The organism is Engelhardtia mirabilis, assembly GCF_007748095.1.
Lineage (GTDB): Bacteria > Planctomycetota > UBA1135 > UBA1135.
Window position 1 is genome coordinate 344,006 of record NZ_CP036287.1, and the last position, 16,140, is coordinate 360,145.

11 protein-coding genes are annotated in these 16,140 nt (G+C 71.4%); 4 read left to right on the forward strand and 7 right to left on the reverse strand.

The annotated features are described in order from the left end of the window. The first annotated feature begins 7 nt into the window (after positions 1-7). Positions 8-727 (forward strand): class I SAM-dependent methyltransferase, encoded by a 720-nt coding sequence (locus Pla133_RS01310; protein ID WP_145061588.1) that lies wholly within the window; start codon positions 8-10, stop codon positions 725-727. 22 nt (positions 728-749) lie between these two features. Here Pla133_RS01310 and Pla133_RS01315 read toward each other — a convergent pair whose 3' ends face one another. The 3 genes from Pla133_RS01315 to Pla133_RS25805 form a co-directional block, all read right to left on the reverse strand. Beyond that, positions 750-3,992: an efflux RND transporter permease subunit gene (locus Pla133_RS01315; RefSeq protein WP_145061590.1), complete on the reverse strand. Its 3,243-nt coding sequence runs from the start codon at positions 3,990-3,992 to the stop codon at positions 750-752. After that, entirely contained in the window at positions 3,989-5,041 is a 1,053-nt protein-coding gene (locus Pla133_RS01320) for an efflux RND transporter periplasmic adaptor subunit (RefSeq protein ID WP_419192017.1), read from the reverse strand. Before Pla133_RS01320 ends, Pla133_RS01315 begins: the two co-directional genes overlap by 4 nt. Positions 5,042-5,298: 257 nt before the next feature. Further along, a complete protein-coding gene (locus Pla133_RS25805) occupies positions 5,299-6,531 on the reverse strand; it encodes a hypothetical protein (RefSeq protein WP_419192018.1) in 1,233 nt (410 codons plus the stop codon). A 171-nt stretch (positions 6,532-6,702) separates the two neighbouring features. Here Pla133_RS25805 and Pla133_RS01325 point away from each other — a divergent pair, with 171 nt between their 5' ends. Continuing rightward, positions 6,703-8,196 carry an FG-GAP repeat protein gene (locus tag Pla133_RS01325; RefSeq protein WP_145061594.1) on the forward strand — a complete coding sequence of 498 codons (1,494 nt, stop codon included), beginning with the start codon at positions 6,703-6,705 and terminating at the stop codon, positions 8,194-8,196. Positions 8,197-8,264: 68 nt separating this feature from the next. Here the strand turns inward: Pla133_RS01325 and Pla133_RS01330 are convergent, their stop codons facing one another. Beyond that, entirely contained in the window at positions 8,265-9,932 is a 1,668-nt protein-coding gene (locus Pla133_RS01330; protein ID WP_145061596.1) for a multiheme c-type cytochrome, read from the reverse strand. 180 nt (positions 9,933-10,112) lie between these two features. On the opposite strand from Pla133_RS01330, the gene Pla133_RS01335 reads away from it, so the two are divergent. Together Pla133_RS01335 and Pla133_RS01340 are read left to right on the forward strand one after the other, a co-directional pair. Then, positions 10,113-11,162: a CIA30 family protein gene (locus tag Pla133_RS01335; protein WP_145061598.1), complete on the forward strand. Its 1,050-nt coding sequence runs from the start codon at positions 10,113-10,115 to the stop codon at positions 11,160-11,162. A gap of 105 nt (positions 11,163-11,267) precedes the next feature. Next, positions 11,268-12,911, forward strand: a complete 1,644-nt coding sequence (locus tag Pla133_RS01340; RefSeq protein ID WP_145061600.1) for an endonuclease/exonuclease/phosphatase family protein — start codon at positions 11,268-11,270, stop codon at positions 12,909-12,911. A gap of 23 nt (positions 12,912-12,934) precedes the next feature. Here Pla133_RS01340 and Pla133_RS01345 read toward each other — a convergent pair whose 3' ends face one another. From Pla133_RS01345 to Pla133_RS01355, 3 genes are all read right to left on the reverse strand, one after another. Next, positions 12,935-13,168, reverse strand: coding sequence for a thioredoxin family protein (locus Pla133_RS01345; protein ID WP_145061602.1), 234 nt, complete (start codon positions 13,166-13,168; stop codon positions 12,935-12,937). A 36-nt stretch (positions 13,169-13,204) separates the two neighbouring features. Further along, positions 13,205-14,170 (reverse strand): permease, encoded by a 966-nt coding sequence (locus Pla133_RS01350; protein WP_145061604.1) that lies wholly within the window; start codon positions 14,168-14,170, stop codon positions 13,205-13,207. Positions 14,171-14,665: 495 nt separating this feature from the next. Then, positions 14,666-16,120, reverse strand: a complete 1,455-nt coding sequence (locus tag Pla133_RS01355) for a mechanosensitive ion channel family protein (RefSeq protein WP_145061606.1) — start codon at positions 16,118-16,120, stop codon at positions 14,666-14,668. Positions 16,121-16,140 lie beyond the last annotated feature (20 nt).

The window sequence follows — 16,140 nt, forward strand, 5'->3', positions numbered from 1 at the left end:
ACACGCCATGCACCTTCGGCCCTCTCCCTCGCTGCTGATCCTCTCGCTCATCGCGACCGGTTGTGCCGGCACCACTCCGGCCACCACGCCCCTCGCGCCCGAAGCCAGCGTCAAGCCGGGCATCAACACGAGCTACCTCGACCCGGACCTCGACGTGGACGCCATGGTGGCGCGCTTCGAGGTCGAGTCGCGTGAGATCGCGGCCTCGCGCGACGCGATCGCGGCGGCGGTGGGGATCGAGCCGGGCGACGCCGTGGCCGACATCGGCGCGGGCACCGGCCTGTTCCTGGCGCCCTTCGCGACCGCGGTCGGCCCACGCGGGGAGCTGTTCGCGGTCGACATCGCGGCTCCCTTCGTCGAGCACCTGACCCAGCGGGCCCGCGACGAGGGCTTCGCCAACGTGCGGGCCGTGCTCTGCACCGAGGACTCGGTCGAGCTCCCGCCGGACTCGATCGACATCGCCTTCGTGTGCGACACCTACCACCACTTCGAGTTCCCGCGCTCGACCACCACGTCGATCCACACGGCCCTGCGTCCGGGTGGCGAGTTGTTCATCGTGGACTTCGAGCGCATCCCCGGCGTTTCACGCGATTGGCTGCTCGAGCACGTGCGCGCGGGCAAGCAGACGGTGATCGAGGAGATCACCTCGTTCGGCTTCGAACTCGTCGAGGAGGTCGACGTAGCGGGGCTCGAGGAGAACTACGCCCTGCGCTTCCGGCGCCGGTGAGGCATCGCGGTCTGGGTGTAGCCTACGCCGCCGACCGGCGCGCGGATGCTCCCTGGGTCAGGGCGTAGGCGATCGGGATGACCAGCAGGGTGAACGCCGTGCTGGCGACGATGCCGAACACGAAGGACCAGGCCAGCCCTGAGAAGATCGGGTCGAACACGATCACCCAGGCGCCCATGACCGCGGCGCCGGCGGTCAGCACGATCGGGCGCAGGCGCACGGCGCCGGCTTCGATGCAGGCGTCGACGGTGGACAGGCCCAGGGCGCGGTGGGTCTCGATGAAGTCGATCAGGATGATCGAGTTGCGCACGACGATGCCGGCCAGGGCGATCACTCCGATCATGCCGGTGGCGGTGAAGAAGATCGGGTTCTCGAAGGGCCCCACCGGGTCGCCGGCGATCAGGTTGAGGATCCAGAAGCCGGGGAAGACGCCGATCATGGTCAGTGGGATGGCCAGCATCATCAGCGCGGAGAGGCCGAACGAGCGCGTCTGGGCCACGAGCAGCACGTAGATCCCGGCCAGCGCTGCGGCGAAGGCCAGGCCCAGGTCGCGGAACACGTCGACGGTCACCTGCCACTCGCCCTCGCCGGCCAGGTCGACCTCGTAGCCCTCGGGCAGGGGGCGCTCGCGCAGGTCCGCCATGAGGGCGAAGATCGCGTCGACGGGGCTCTTGCCCACGGCCTCGCCGACCACGTACTGCATGTCGCGCAGGTCCTTGCGGTAGAGCGCGCGGTCGTCCGGCCCCTCGACCCGCCGCACCAGCTCCCCCAGGGGCACCGGCGCGCCGCTGGCGGAGGGCACGGTCAGGGCCAAGAGGTCGGCCTCGGTGGAGCGCTCGGCGCGCGGCAGCTCGAGGCGGATCTCCAGGGGCAAGCGTTCGCCCGCAGCACGCAGCACGCCGGCGGAGGTCCCCGACAGGGCCACTGCGAGGGTGCGGGCCACCTCTTGCGGAGCGACCCCGCGCGCGGCGGCCTCGAGGCGATCCACCTGGAACGAGAGGCGCGGGCGCGACGCTTCGACGAAGGTGTCCACGTCGTGCAAGAAGGGCACGCGACCGAAGCGCTCGGCCACGTCGGCGGTCACGCTCGCCAGCTCGTCGGCGCTGCCGTCCAGGGGGCCGTAGACCTCCGCCACGACGCCGGCCAGGACCGGCGGGCCCGGCGGGGCCTCGACGATCGAGATCCGCACGCCGTGCTGGGCCGCCGTCGCCTCGAGCGCTGGCCGCGCGGCCAACACGATCTCGTGGGCCTGACGCCCGCGGTTGTGGCGCGGAACCAGGTTCACCCGCAGATCGGCCACCTGTGGGCCGCGGCGCAGGAAGTAGTGGCGCACCATCCCGTTGAAGTCGTGGGGCGAGGCGTGGCCCGTGTAGCCGGTCACGTCGGTGACCTCGCCGATCGCCAGGCAGTCGCGCATCAGGTCGGTCACGGCGCGGTCCATGGTCTCGAGCCCAGTGCCCTCGGGCGCGTCGACGATGACCTGGAACTCCGACTTGTTGTCGAAGGGCAGCATCTTGAGCGGCACGAAGCCGAGCGCCGCGAGGCCGATCGAGCCCAGGAACGACAGGCCCACGACGCCCAGGAGCACCAGGCTGCGCCGGCGGCTGGTCAGGAAGAAGCTGGCCAGGCGGCGGTAGCTACGGATCACCACGCCCTCGGACACCTCGTGTCCGTCACCCGGACGCACGTGGTTCTTGAGCAGGTGGTAGGTGGCCCAGGGCGTGACCGTGAACGCCACGACCAGCGACAGCAGCATCGCCACCGGGACGTTGAAGGGCATCGGCCGCATGTACGGCCCCATCATCCCCGTCACGAAGAACAGGGGCAGGAACGACACGATCACTGCCAGGGTCGCGAGGATCACCGGCGGTCGCACCTCGTCCACCGCGAACACCGTCGCCTGGCGCGGGGGCAGCTTGCCCAGAGACAGGTGGCGGTGGATGTTCTCCACGTCCACGATCGGATCGTCGACCAATAGACCCAGCGAAAGGATCAACGCGAACAGCGTCACGCGGTTGATCGAGTAGCCCACCAAGAGGTCGGCGAAGAGCGTCACCGCCAGGGTCAAGGGCACGGCCAGGGCCACGATCAACGCCGCACGCCAGCCGAGGCTCGCGCCCACCAGCACCACGATCGTCCCGACGGCGATCAACAGGTGCCCGACCAGCTCGTTGACCTTCTCGTCCGCCGTCTCGCCGTAGTTGCGCGTGACCAGCCAGTGCACGTCGTCCGGCAGCAGTTCGCCGGCCAGCTCGTCGAAGCGCGCCAGGGTCTGCTCCGCGACGACCACGGCGTTGGTGCCCTTGCGCTTGGCGACCGAGAGGGTCACCGCGGGGCGCGGGTTCCCGTCGACCCAGGCCGGCGGCACGCCCGCGCCGTGCTCGAGGGCGGCGGCGGAGGGGCCGAAGGCGAGCCGGGTGTAGGTGGTGGGCTCGGCGGGACCGTCGACGACCCGCGCCACGTCGCCCAGCAGCACCGCTCGCCCGTCGGCCATGGCCACCACGACCGACTCGAGCTCGGCGGCCGAGCTCAGGAAGGGGCCGACCTCGACCTCGCGGCTACCCTCCGGTCCGACCAGGGCTCCGACCCGCGCGTTCACGTTGTCGGCGCCCAGGGCGTCCATCACGTGGCTCGCGGTGATCCCGCGCGCGGCCAGGCGCGGCGCGTCGAGCTGCACCCGCACCGTGCGCCGATGGCCGCCGACGACCGCCACGCGCGACACGTCGGCGACCGTCTGCAGGCGCGCCGCCAGCTCGTCGGCGTAGCGCACCAGGTCGGGCGTTCCCGCGCCCTCGCCGAACAGGGTCAGGGTCAGGATCGGAACGTCGTCGAGCTCCACCGGTCGCACGATCCAGCTCGAGACCTGGGTCGGCACGCGATCCTGGTTGGACTGGATCTTGTTGTAGACGTTGACGAGGGCCTTCTCACGGTCCTCGCCGACCTCGAAGCGCACCGTGACCAGGGCCTGACCCGGCGCCGACATGGAGTAGACGTGCTCCACGCCGGAGATCTCCAGCAGCAGCCGCTCCAGGGGCTCGGCCGCCAGGGTCTTGGTCTCCTGCGCGCTGGCGCCCGGCGCCTCGATCGCCACGTCGATGAAGGGCACCACGATCTGCGGGTCCTCCTCGCGCGGCGTCGCCGTCAGGGCCACGGCGCCCATGCCCAGGCAGAGCAGGATCAGCAGGATCGAGAAGTTGCTGCCGAGGAAGGACTCGACGATGCGCGAGGTCAGGGACGCGTGCTCGGCGGGTGCGCGGTCACTCACGGGAGCACCACCTGCTCGCCCGCCGCGAGGCCGTCCAGGACCTCGACGCGCTCGCCGATGCGCTTGCCGATCCGCACCGTGACCGACTGGATGCGACCCTCGCGCACCAGGCCCACGCGCTGCACCTGCCCGATGCGCTCGACCGCGGCGGCGGGGATCAGGAGCGCCTCGCGTTCACCCACCGCCAGGCCCACTCGGCCCATGGCGCCGGGGCGCAGGTCGCCGCTGGGTTCGAGGTCCAGGTGAACGATCACCGTTCCGGTCATCGCATCGGCCGGCGGCAGGATCCGCGCCAGGCGCGCGGAGCGGCTCGGCAGGCCGTCGAAGTCCACATGCAGGTCCGCGCCGGGCTCCAGGCCCGCCACGAGTTGTTCGGGCACCGCCAGCCGCAGGCGCAGTCGATCGCCGCGATAGAGCGTCAAGAGCGCGCGACCGGGCAGCGCCAAGTCCCCGGCCTCCGCCTGTCGCTCGAGCACGCGACCGTCGAAGGGCGCCGCGAGCTGGAACCAGGTCAGCGCCGTCTCCGCCTCCGCCACAGCCTGCTCGGCGGCGACCTCCTGGGCGCGTCCCGCATCCCGCGCCGCCTGGGCACCCTCCAGATCCTGGGCGGTGATCGCGTCGCTCTCGCCCAGGGCCACGATGCGATCCAGGGCGAGTTGGGACTGGAGCGCGCGGGCCCCCGCGGCGTCGAGGGCCGCTCGGGCCTGGGCGAGCTGGGCCCTGGCGTCGCGGTCGTCGAGCGTCGCGACGATCTCGCCCGCCGCGACCCGGTCGCCCTCGCGCGCGCGCAGCTCGACCACCGTGCCCATGACCCGCGCCGCCAGCGTCGCCGGATCGACCGCCTCCACGAAGCCCGGGTAGACGCGCAGGTCGGTGATCCGCTCGCGCTGCACCGTTTGCGTGCGCGTGGTCGCGGCGACCGCCTGGCCCGCGGGAATCGAAGCCTGGACGTACTCGTGGCGCCCGATGATCCCCTGGAACCACAGCAGGGCCAGGACCAGCCCCCCGAGCAGGGCCAGGACGACGATTCTCTGGGGCCAGGACTTCATGGGGTTCGTTCTTGCGCTGTACCGAGTTGCGGCCGTTGGCGGCTCCGAGGGCTTGCGCCGCCGAGGAACCTCGACACCAGGGGGGGCGGTGCCGCATGGCCCGCACTCACGCCTGTTGGAGCCACGCTTCCGGTGGTGGTTCCCGAGCCCTCGCCGAAAGACGCGAGCCGATGCCCGACGTCCAGAGCGTGCCGCCGAGGGGCAGCAGGACCCGGCCGACGCTTGCGCCTGCGCCGGCCTGCCGGCTGCGAGGACGATCAGCGCGGCGCCAGTTTGCAGCTCAGGCGGGCCGTGGCCGGGACCGGCGGGTGGTCGAGGGACAGTCGCCAGCCGCGGAAACCCTCCGGTGCCCAACCGACCCGCTCGAAGGCTAGCTCCAGCAGCGATCGGTAGCGGTCGACATGGGGCGTCGCCGCGCCGGTCAGACCGCGGCCCAGGTCGACGACGGTCTCGTTGATCGTGATCGGGTGCGGAGGCAGACCTCCCTCGGTCGGATCGCCCCAGCCGCCGTGCAGCCGGCTGATCACCGAGGGTTCGGGCCGCTTGGGCCATCCGAGGTCGTCGGCGATGAACAGGTCGAGCTGCAGGCGCCGCACCGGGGCGAACTGGTTGCTCGTCAACTCGCAGACGTCGTCCTCGGCGGAGCCCGACGCGGGTCCGACCTGGCGCACGACCATGCCGTAGGTGCAGTCGATCGCCCCCTGTTGACCGATCGCGCCACCCTTCAATAGGAACTGAAGTCCGTTGCCGGCCTGGACGACGTCGACCTCCGGCAGGGGCGTGGAGCAGTGGGCGCGGATCAGCGCGGCGTCGGGCGGACTTCCGTCGACCGGAACCAGCGGCGCCACCACGACTCGCTCTGCGCTCGCCTCGCCCCAGCGGGCGATCCGGAACAACGGCCAGCGAATGCCCTCACGAAGGTGCTGGAAGCCGATCAGCGAGCAGATCTGCACCAGGTCGACGACTTCCGGGCGCTCGCGGTTGCGCGCCGCGATGTAGGTCGTGAGTTGGGTCTCCGCCTGGACGCCCAGCATCGAGCTCTGGGCCCGGAAGGCCTGGCGGCGGGACTCGAGCAGGACCTTGGGCTGGGCCGCGGGGTCCAGGCCCGCGACCATCGCGTGCAGGGTTCCGCGGTCGCCGGTGTGTCGCTCGACCATGGCGTCGAAGTCGTCCAGGGCGCGATCGATGCGCTGGATGGCCTGGCTCGGGGCGCCCCGCCGGCGCAGGGCGCGGGTCACCTTGGCCAGGGCGGCCCGGCCCGGGACCGAGTCGACCCACTGGTAGGGGTCCTCGCCCGAGACCACCTGGAACAGGCGCCAGGCCAGCATCTTGTCCACCTCCAGGCGGCGGGCGAGCTCCTGGGGCTGGGCCGCGAGGCTGTCGCCGGCGACCAGGCCCTCGCTGAGAGCCTCGCGCAGGGCCCGGGCCGTGCGCCCGAAGTCCTCCTGGAACTCGGCCGCGGGGGATTGACCGACCTGATCGAGCCGCATCGGCCCAGGGTGCTCCTGGAGCGGGGTGATGTCGAGGGAGAATCTCTCTTGTGGCTTCTCATGAGAACGGCCCTAATGGTCTCCGCGAGCGCGGGGAGAGCCCCGCGCCGGCCTCCTCCCAAGCGGCCCCGACCGCCGGTCGCCTAGCCAAGTCGTTCCCCAGAGCCCCCGATGAAGCCCCTTCTCGCAGCCACGCTCGCCCTGACCCTCGTCGCCCCGGCCTTCCCCCAGGCAACCGTGAACGAGCTCCAGAAGCTGTTCCCCCCCGGCGGCGCGTTCCTCGACAGTTTCGGTCGCGACGTGGCCGTGCTCGGCGACACGGCGGTGGTCGGCGCCCATGGCGACGACGGCAAGGGCAGCGTCGCCGTCCTGAAGCGTGTCGCGGGGTCCTGGACGCCCGCCGGCAAGCTCAGCGTCGCGGGCGGCAACCCCGGCGACTCCTTCGGCTGGCGCGTGGAGCTGCTCGAGGACGTGCTCTACGTGGCGGCGACCGGCACCGACGGCGGCGCCACCAACTCGGGCTCGGTGTACCGCTTCGACCGCGTGGGCGACTCCTTCGTCCCGGCCGGACAGCTGCAGTCGCCGGACCCGGGTGACTTCGGCGCCTTCGGCTTCGACATGGACGCGGCCGCTGACCTGCTGGTGGTCGGTGCGCCCGACCAGGCCGAGGTTCAGGTCCTGGCCGGCGCCGTCTACGTCTTCCGCAAGGTCGGCGCGAGCCTGGTCCTGGAGCAGAAGCTGACCGCGCCCGTGCCTTCCCTGGCGTCGGAGTTCGGCTTCGCCGTCGCCACCGACGGGCAGCGCATCGTGGTCGGCTCCGTCGGCGAGGACGCGGTCGCGAACGACGCCGGGGCGGCGTTCGTCTACGCCTGGAACGGCTCCAGTTGGCAGCTCGAGGACAGCCTGTTCGCGGCCGACGGCGGTGACAGCGACTACTTCGGCGCCGCCCTCGACATCGACGGCGACCAACTCGTCGTCGGTGCCTACAACCACGACCTCCCGACGGTCGGCGCCGGCGCTGTGTACGTCTATGGCCTGCAAGGCGGTCAATGGTCGGCCGACGCGAAGCTCGGCACCCTCACCGGCTTCAACAACGAGGCCTTCGGCTGGTCGGTCGAGCTCGACGGCCCGCGCCTGATGATCGGCGCCACCGGTCACTTCAGCGGCGCCGGCGGCGTCTTCCAGTACCACCACGACGGCAACCAGTGGGTCCAGGTCCACCGCTGGCTCGCCGCCGACCCCTTCGCCGGTGGCGGCCTCAAGCCCGGCCTCGGCTTCTGCCTGGCGCTCGACGGCGAGACGCTGTTCGCCGGCGCGCCCTTCGCCGGCGGAGCCGTGAGCAACTCGGGCGCCGCGTTCGTGTTCGAGGCCACGGACCTGGCCCTCGACGCCCTGCCGGACGACGTGGTCGGCGGGCAGGTGCTCGAGCTGCGCACCCACGGCGGTCTGGCCGGCGCGCCCATGGGCCTGGCCCTGACCGGCGTCAGCGGCCTGCCCTTCTTCGACGTGCTGTACCTCGGCAGCTTCGATCCGGCCGGGCAGGTGAGCTTCTTGCCCGTGGTCCCGCCGGCGCTCGTCGGACTCGAGCTGGACTTCCTCGCCGGCGGCTTCTGGAACCCGGCCGAGCTGGGCTTCTCGAACACGGTGACCGTGACCGTGCTCTGAGCCCCGAGCGGCTCGAGGACGAACGGCGCCGCCCCGCAGCCCACCGGCCGCGGGGCGGCGCTCTCGCTTCAGCCCTCCCAGACGTCGCTCGCCAGGACCTCGGGCGTCAGGTCCGCCTGGTCGTAGAGCGAGCGGAACAGCTCCACCTCGGGCGTCTCGTAGCGGAACAGCTCCGCGGCCCAGCGGGCGTTCAGGGTCTGGTACAGCAGGCTGGCCTCGATCGTGAGCCGCCCGGGGACGACGAGGTCCAGCTCGAAGTGGACCCGATCGCCGTCGGCCTTGAAGTCCTCGTCGCCGTCGACCCCCACCGGCGCGGTGCGGGCGGCCTCGGGGTGGTTCGGATCCCAACCGGCCGGCAGCAGGCGGTCGTCCACGTACCACTTCGCCCCGCGCATCAGGGTGTGGGTCGGCTCGCCATTCGAATCCGCCATCACGGCCTGGTAGGTGGCGACCTCGTCACCCGTACGGATCGAGTCGCGGTGGGGCTCGATCGGACCGCCCGCGAGCTCCGACCCCAGGGGCTGGCCATCGGCGCCGAGGATGCGCCCACGCGAGTCGACGTCGCCGCTGGCGAACAGCACCTGGCCGGACTCGTCGCGCACGACCACGCGCAGCCAGGCGCGGCGGGTCGGGTGCGCGCTGGGCAGCTTGTGTCCGGTCAAGTTCTGGACCGAGACGGCGAAGCTCAGCTTGTCGTCGCTGTCGCGGAGGTCGCCGATCCGCACCCGCGCGGTGCGCTCGCGGAGCTGCGCGCGGGTCGCCGCCACGCTCGCCTCGAAGGCCTCGGCCGGCGCCTCGACGCCGAGCGCCTCGGGGTGGTCGCGCAGCATCGACAGCACCAGGGTGTTGCCGCCCACGAACAGGTGCCGCCCGAACGGCTCGCGCGGCTCGATCTGCGGGAAGTCGCGGCCCATGGGGTTGCGCACGATGCGCGTGGTCAGGGGCTCGCCGTCCTCGTCGCGGGTGGGCGCGTGGCAGTCCTGGCAGCTCGCGGCGAGGGGACCGGGCTCGTCCAGCTCGTCGTTGAAGAAGGAGTTGCGCCACTCGAGATACGGCGCCTGCTCCAGGAAGACCCCGCCCACGTCGTGGCCCTGCGCGTCGAGCACCGGGGTCTCGAGGGTGTGGCAGGTGCCGCACAGGGCCGAGTCGGAGATGTGCTCGCCGTGGGTCGGTGTGAAGCCCGTGAAGCGCTGCATCGGCATCGTGAAGGGCGCCTCGTGGGGCCCGTAGAGACGCCGCTCGGGATTCAGCCGGTAGCCGGCGCTGTAGCTCTCCTGGGTCCCCAGACCCTCGGGCGAGATCCCGTGGCAGATCGTGCAGGACACGCCGTCGCGAGCCAGCTCGCCCAGGGCCGAGTCGCAGTCGAGCACGTGCATCAACGAGCCCGTGCCGTGGTCGTCGAGCCCGACCTGCTCCGCCATGGGCGAGTGGCAGCCCAGGCAGGTGGCCTCGATCTCGGCCTGGCGCGTGGGCAGCGCGGCGACCTCGGCCGAGACCACCGCGCGCCACAGGGGATCGCGCGCGGAGTTGGCCATCATCGTCCCGCGCCACAGGTCGAAGGGCGCGATCGGGCGCTGCTTCGCGTCGCGCATGGCCGTGGCCGCCGGCGCGTTCGAATGGCAGCGCGCGCAGGAGGACGAGGGCTGCACCCCCGGTCCCGGCGCGGGGGGCTCGTCGACCTGGCGCAACAGGGGCAGGGCGAAGAGGGCCAGGGGCGTCCAGACGGCGGCTCGCATCTGTGGATGTTAGTGGCGTGCAGGTGGTGAGCGGCGGAGCCGGCCGGGCAATCCCGGGCGGGCTGTCGTGGCGGAGGGGGGGCCGCGATCTGAGAGTCCTCGGGCCCACGGGGGTTCCCGCGCCATCGGACGAATCGTGGCCGCATCCGCAGCCCGCCGCGGCGCGAAGACCCCCGCACCATGCTGCAGCCCCTCGCCGCCCTCCTGACCCTCGCCGCCGTGTCCCACTTCAACGAACTCGAGACCCTGCCCCTGATGGCGTTCGACGAGTCCCCCGCAGCCGCGCTCTGGCGGCCGGTGCACGACAGCGTCATGGGTGGCGTCTCCGACGGGCAGGTGCGCGCGATCGAGGGCGCGGTCCGCATGGCGGGCGACATGTCGCTCGACAACAACGGCGGTTTCGCCTCCTTCCGGGCGGGCGTCGAGCTGCCCGACCTCGCCGCCTACCACGGCCTCGCCCTGCGGGTGCGCGGCGACGGCCAGACCTACAAGCTCAGCCTGCGGACCGACAACCGCTGGGACGGGGTCAGTTGGCAGACCTCGTTTGCGACCACCGCTGACACCTGGACCACGGTCTACCTGGCCTTCGAGCACCTCACGCCCTCCTGGCGCGGACGGCTGGTCGCCAATGCGGGGGTCTTCGATGCCTCGAGCATCGATCAAGTCGGGATCTTGATCGCCGACAAGCAACCCGGGCCCTACCAGATCGACGTGGCGGCGATCGACGCCTGGCGCGCCGCCCCTTCCGCGCAGGAGGGAGCCCCCGAAGCCCCCGCCCAGGGCACGCGACTCGCCGCCAGTGTTCGCACCTGCGTCCTCGCGGGGAGCCTGGACGCGGGGCTCGATGCGAGCGGCCTGGTCGACGCGCTGCGCTGGAGTGAGCGTGTGCTGGTGATCGCCGCGCCCGACCAGTTGGGCGCTCCGGCGTCGATCCAGATCGGCAGCCTGCTCGCCCGCGACGGCGAGCTCGCCAACCGCGAGCTGCGGATCGTGCACCTGATGGGTTCGAACGGCGGTCGCGTCGCCGGCCGCACCCTGGGGAGCGATCAGGTTCGGGGCCTGCGCGAGCAGTGGGACCTGCCCGCTGGCGAGTGGTCCGCGGTCCTGGTGGGCAAGGACGGCGGCGTCAAGGCGCGCTGGTCGGAGCCCGTCGTACCGAACGACCTCTTCGAGCTGATCGACGCCATGCCGATGCGGACCCGCGAGGTCGACACGCGGCGGCCGATCTAGAGCTTCCGCCGGATCGCGTCCGACCGCTCGGCCGATGCGATCCGGGAGCCGCCCTCGCATACTCGCCCCTTCAAGTGGTTCGAGATCGAGGCAAGGCGACTGGCGATGGCTGACACGCAGGGTGGGTTCGGTTGGCGACGGGAGGTCGGCGCACTGGGCGCGGCGCTGATGGCGTTCCTGGGGCTGTCCTCGTGCACGGCCACCGGGAGCGCGGGACCCGGCGAGGTCCGCGTCCTGACCTGGAACATCTGGCACGGGGGGCGCGAAGACGGCGCGGCCGTCGGTCCGGTGCGGGTGGCGGAGGTGATCGCGGACAGCGGCGCCGACATCGTCGCCATGCAGGAGACCTACGGCTCGGGGCCGCGCATCGCCACAGCGCTCGGATTCCACCTGCAGCTGCGCGGCACCAACGTCTCGATCCACAGTCGCTACCCGATCCTCGAGGACATCTCGGTCTTCGAGGAGTTCAAGTGCGCCGGCGCGCTGATCGAGCTGCCGGATCGCTCGCGCCTGGCCCTCTATTCGATCTGGCTGCCCTACGACGCCGAGATCTGGGAAGAGGGCACGCGCGACAGCTCCGATCCGCAGACCCTGCTCGCGGCCTGTCAGTCCTCGGCGCGCGACCTGGAGGCGATGCGGCTGGCGATCGAGGAGCGCCTCGCGGGGCCCGACTTCGCGGGCGTGCCGATCGTGATCGCGGGCGACTTCAACTCGATGTCGCACCTGGACTACGGCGAGGTGGGCTTCGACCAGTACGGGGTCGCCCTGGACTGGCCCACCAGCCGGGTCTTGACCGAGGCTGGCTTCCTCGACGCCTACCGCGAGTGCAACCCCTCCATCGACCGCGCGGCGGACAGCACCTGGACGCCGCGCTTCCCCGAGCAGGAACAGGACCGCATCGACTTCGTCTACTACCGCGCCGACGGTTGGCGTGCGGTGCAGTCGCGCATCATCCGCGAGCACCGCGAGGGCTTTCCCTCGGACCACGCCGCGTTGTTGACGGTCTTTCAGCCCACGCCGGTGCCGCTGGAGACCGACGAGCCCCTGCGCGTCGTCAGCTACAACATCCGCCACGGCGTCGGGCTGGACGACCAGCTCGATCTGGAGCGCACGGCCGGCGTCCTGCGCGACCTCGCGCCCGACTTCGTGGGCCTGCAAGAGGTCGATCTGGATTGCGAGCGCAGTGGGGGCGTGAACCAGGTCCATCAGCTCGCCGCGGAGCTCGCGATGCATCCGGCCTTCGGTGGCTTCATGGACTACCAGGGCGGGCGCTACGGGATGGGGATCCTCTCGCGCCATCCGATCGTCGACGCCTACAGCCTGCGCCTGCCCGACGGCAACGAGCCGCGCGTGGCCCTGGTCGTCGAGGCCCAGTTGCCCGGCGGGGAGCGGGTGCTCGTGGTAAGCGTCCACTTCGACTGGGTCGAGGACGACGCCTTTCGCTTCGCCCAGGCGACGGCCCTCGCCGAGTTCCTGGCTGACCTCGGCCAGCCCTACATCCTGCTCGGCGACTTCAACGACGGCCCGAACTCGCGAACCCTGGGCTTGTTCCGAGCACTCGCGACGGAGGCGGCGAAGCCCCCGAGCGACCCGCTGACCTTCCCGGCGGACGGCGCGCTGAAGGAGATCGACTTCGTCTTCTGCTCGCCGCCCGCGGACTGGTCGGTCGAGAGCGTGGACGTCATCGACGAGCCCCTGGCCTCGGATCACCGGCCCGTGCTGGCCGAGCTGCGCCTGCTGACACGCTGAGGCGCGCCACCCTCCGGTGCGGTCTATTGCAGCCAGCCGCGAATCTGCGCCAGGGTCGGCACGCCGCCCGCGTGCACGAGCTTGTCGTCGATCACGACCCCGGGGGTCGAGAGCGCGCCGAAGGCCATGATCGTGGCGATGTCGGTCTCCTTCTGGACCTCGACCTCGAGGCCGAGCTCCTGGGCCGCCTGGTTGATCAACTTCGCGGTCTGGACGCAGTTCTTGCAGCCGGGCCCGAGCACTTTGATGACGGTCATGGGTTCTCGTTGCTCCCCGTTCGAGGGGGCGAAGGTTCAAGTGAGGGCGTTGAAGGTCCAGCCGACCAGGGTCAGCGCGACCGTCAAGATCGCGGCGTACAGGGCCAACGCCGGCCAGCGGACGACCTTGCGCAGGATCAGCATCTCGGGCAGCGAGAGGGCGGCGATGCTCATCATCAGCGCCAGCACCGTCCCGATCGGCACGCCCTTGCCCAAGAGCGCCTCGGCCACCGGGACGATCCCGGTGGCGTTGGAATACAGCGGCACGCCGATCAGCACCGCGGCGGGAACCGAAAGCAGGCTGCTGTCCCGGCCGAGGTTCTCGGCGACCCAGGTTTCGGGCACGAAGCCGTGGAACAGGGCGCCGACGCCGACGCCGATCAGGATCCACAGCCAGATGCGGCCCAGGATCTCGCGCACCTCGCCCAGGGCGAAGCGGTGCCTGTCCGCGAAGCCGCGGGGCCGGGCGGGCAGGGCCGCGTCGCCGACCTGGATCTTCCAGACGTAGCCCTCGACCCAGCGCTCGGCGTGCAAGAGCTCCATCAGAACGCCGCCGACCCAGGCCACCGCGAGGCCCGCGGCGACGTAGAGCGCGGTCAGCTTCCAGCCGATGGTCCCCGCCAACACCAGCACCGCGACCTCGTTGATCATCGGGCTGGCGATCAGGAACGAGAAGGTCACCCCGACAGGGATGCCGGCCTCGACGAAGCCGATGAACAGGGGCACGGACGAACAGGAGCAGAAAGGCGTGACCGCACCGAGGGCGATGGCCAGGGCGCGCGCCAGCCAGCGCGGCTTCCCGCGCACGTAGTCGCGCACGCGCTCGGGCGACAAGAGGGCCCGCAGGAAGCCCATCGCGTACATCACCATCACCAGCAGCGCGAAGATCTTCGTCACGTCCATGACGAAGAAGTGCACCGCGCTCTCGAGGTGGCTGCCGGCCTCGAGCAGGCCGAGCTGCTCCAACTGGTGGACGCAGAAGCTGGCGAATCGATCGAACATGGTGGCGACTACCGGGGGGGCAGCACGCAGGCCGCGCGCGGCGCGAGCAGTCTGGAGGGGGTGAGCCGTTGGATGCGGCCCGAAGCAGTTTGCGCTTGTACAGTCGAGGGGGCGTCCCAAAAGGGACTTGTGGGCCCGCAGGACAATTTCGATCGGAGCGACAGGGGGAAGCCCCAGCGGGTTCGAGCGCCGCTCGCACGCTGACGGCACCTTCCGATCCACCCGTACGCCGGCAGGGCGTGAAGCCCCGTCTGCGGCGGGACGGCCCACGAGACGCCAACAGCGATCGAGCTCCGCGCCCAACAGGTGCGGGTCGACGGACCCCTCTGCCCCGCTGACGGGCCAGGCGCGGCGAGTCGCTTCAGCCGGGAGTGAAGGCCCGCAGCCCGTAGCAAGGTTACGGATCGCACGGCGGCGCCAGCGACCGATTGGCACGAGCTCGCCGCGGATGCGGGCGACCGCTGGGAGCTCCCCCAGGCCGCTGCGGGCCGCGGATCAGCTCAGCAGGTCGTCCTCGTCGTTGCTTGCCAGCTCGTGCGCGACCTGGTCGTCGATGTCGCTCTCGGGCGAGACGTCGATGGCCTCCGGTTGCGGGCCGACCTCGCGACTCTTCGGCACACCGACCGGGGTCGAGGCCGGCTCGGACGGCTGGCCTGCGCCCTGGCGATCGAGCAGGACCCGGTACTCGGGCGACGGCATCTCGATGCCCGCGGTATCGAGGGCCTCCTTGACCAGGCGGTGGGCCTCGCTGGCGACCTTGGCGAAGCTCGCGCTGCGTTGATCCACCCAGCCGTAGAACTCCAGGTTCACCGTCGAATCGCCCAGGGCCAGCACCAGCGCCGACGGCTTGGGGTCGTCGACCACGCCCTTCATCCGGTCGAGGGTGGCAATGCCGCAGGCCTGGGCCTCGTCCACGTCGACGCCGGTCCCGAGGCCGACGGCCACGACGAAGCGCCGCAGGGGGTTGCGCGTGTAATTCACGACCGTGCCGTTGAAGACCGTGGCGTTGGGCAGCCGCAGGTGGTTGCCGTCGGCATCCATCAGCGTGGTCTCACTGGTGGTCATGCGCAGAACGGTCCCCGACTGGCCGCCGACGCTGACCACGTCGCGGGCTCGGAAGGGCTGACGGATGGCCAGCAGCACACCGGCGAGGTAGTTCTCGACGATGTTCCGAAAGGCGAAGCCAAGGGCCAGTCCCAGGACGCCCGCGGCTCCGAGGATCGTGCCGATCACGGCGCCGGCATCCAGGAAGCGCAGGGCTCCCACCAACCCTGCTCCGAGGATGGCCACGAAGATGGTCTGCCGGACCAGGGCTTGCAGCAGGGTGCGTTCGCCCAGCCAGCGGTCGAGCAGGGTCGTGTCGCGCACCAGTCGAGCGAGCAGCCAGGCCGCGATCACGATCGCCAGGGCGAATCCGAACAGCGGCAGGGAGGAAACGGCGGTGCGCCCGGAGTCGATGATCTCGGCCCAGGAGTCGGCGGTGCGTGCGCGCAGGCTGCGCTCCACCCGCACCCCGTCGACCACCAGCAGGACTCCGTCCAGCTTCTCGAGCGTGCTCACCGCCAGGTCGGCGCTCCCGCGGTTGGTCGCGGTTCCCGAGAGCACCACGATGCCGGCCTCGACCTCGGCACGGACATCTTCCAGCCCGTCGATGGCAGCCAGCACGGCACGGGACCGCTGACTGAGCTTGGCCTCCTCGGAGAGGATCTCCTTGACCTCCGACTGGCCGGCCTCGTCCACCAGCCGCTGGTTCTCGGGCGATTGGATCTGCGCCGATGGGTTGTCCGTCGGCTGGGTCTCGACCGGCCCGCCGGCATCGACGTCGGCGGAGTTCACTGAATCGCCAGCGGCGGCGGGCGCGTCGTCCTGGGCCAGCGCGGCGGTCGGCGCCGAGAGAGAGAGCGCCAGAACGACCAGCGCGGTCAGCCACCGGGAGTGAGGGAAGGTCATGGGGCTCAAAGTACGCCCCC

Coding starts and splice junctions, on each gene's coding strand:
- Pla133_RS01325 (WP_145061594.1), top strand. CDS start 6,703: ATGAAGCCCCTTCTCGCAGCCACGCTCGCCCTGACCCTCGTCGCCCCG.
- Pla133_RS01350 (WP_145061604.1), bottom strand. CDS start 14,170: ATGTTCGATCGATTCGCCAGCTTCTGCGTCCACCAGTTGGAGCAGCTC.
- Pla133_RS01340 (WP_145061600.1), top strand. CDS start 11,268: ATGGCTGACACGCAGGGTGGGTTCGGTTGGCGACGGGAGGTCGGCGCA.
- Pla133_RS01355 (WP_145061606.1), bottom strand. CDS start 16,120: ATGACCTTCCCTCACTCCCGGTGGCTGACCGCGCTGGTCGTTCTGGCG.
- Pla133_RS01345 (WP_145061602.1), bottom strand. CDS start 13,168: ATGACCGTCATCAAAGTGCTCGGGCCCGGCTGCAAGAACTGCGTCCAG.
- Pla133_RS01335 (WP_145061598.1), top strand. CDS start 10,113: ATGCTGCAGCCCCTCGCCGCCCTCCTGACCCTCGCCGCCGTGTCCCAC.
- Pla133_RS25805 (WP_419192018.1), bottom strand. CDS start 6,531: ATGCGGCTCGATCAGGTCGGTCAATCCCCCGCGGCCGAGTTCCAGGAG.
- Pla133_RS01310 (WP_145061588.1), top strand. CDS start 8: ATGCACCTTCGGCCCTCTCCCTCGCTGCTGATCCTCTCGCTCATCGCG.
- Pla133_RS01330 (WP_145061596.1), bottom strand. CDS start 9,932: ATGCGAGCCGCCGTCTGGACGCCCCTGGCCCTCTTCGCCCTGCCCCTG.
- Pla133_RS01320 (WP_419192017.1), bottom strand. CDS start 5,041: ATGAAGTCCTGGCCCCAGAGAATCGTCGTCCTGGCCCTGCTCGGGGGG.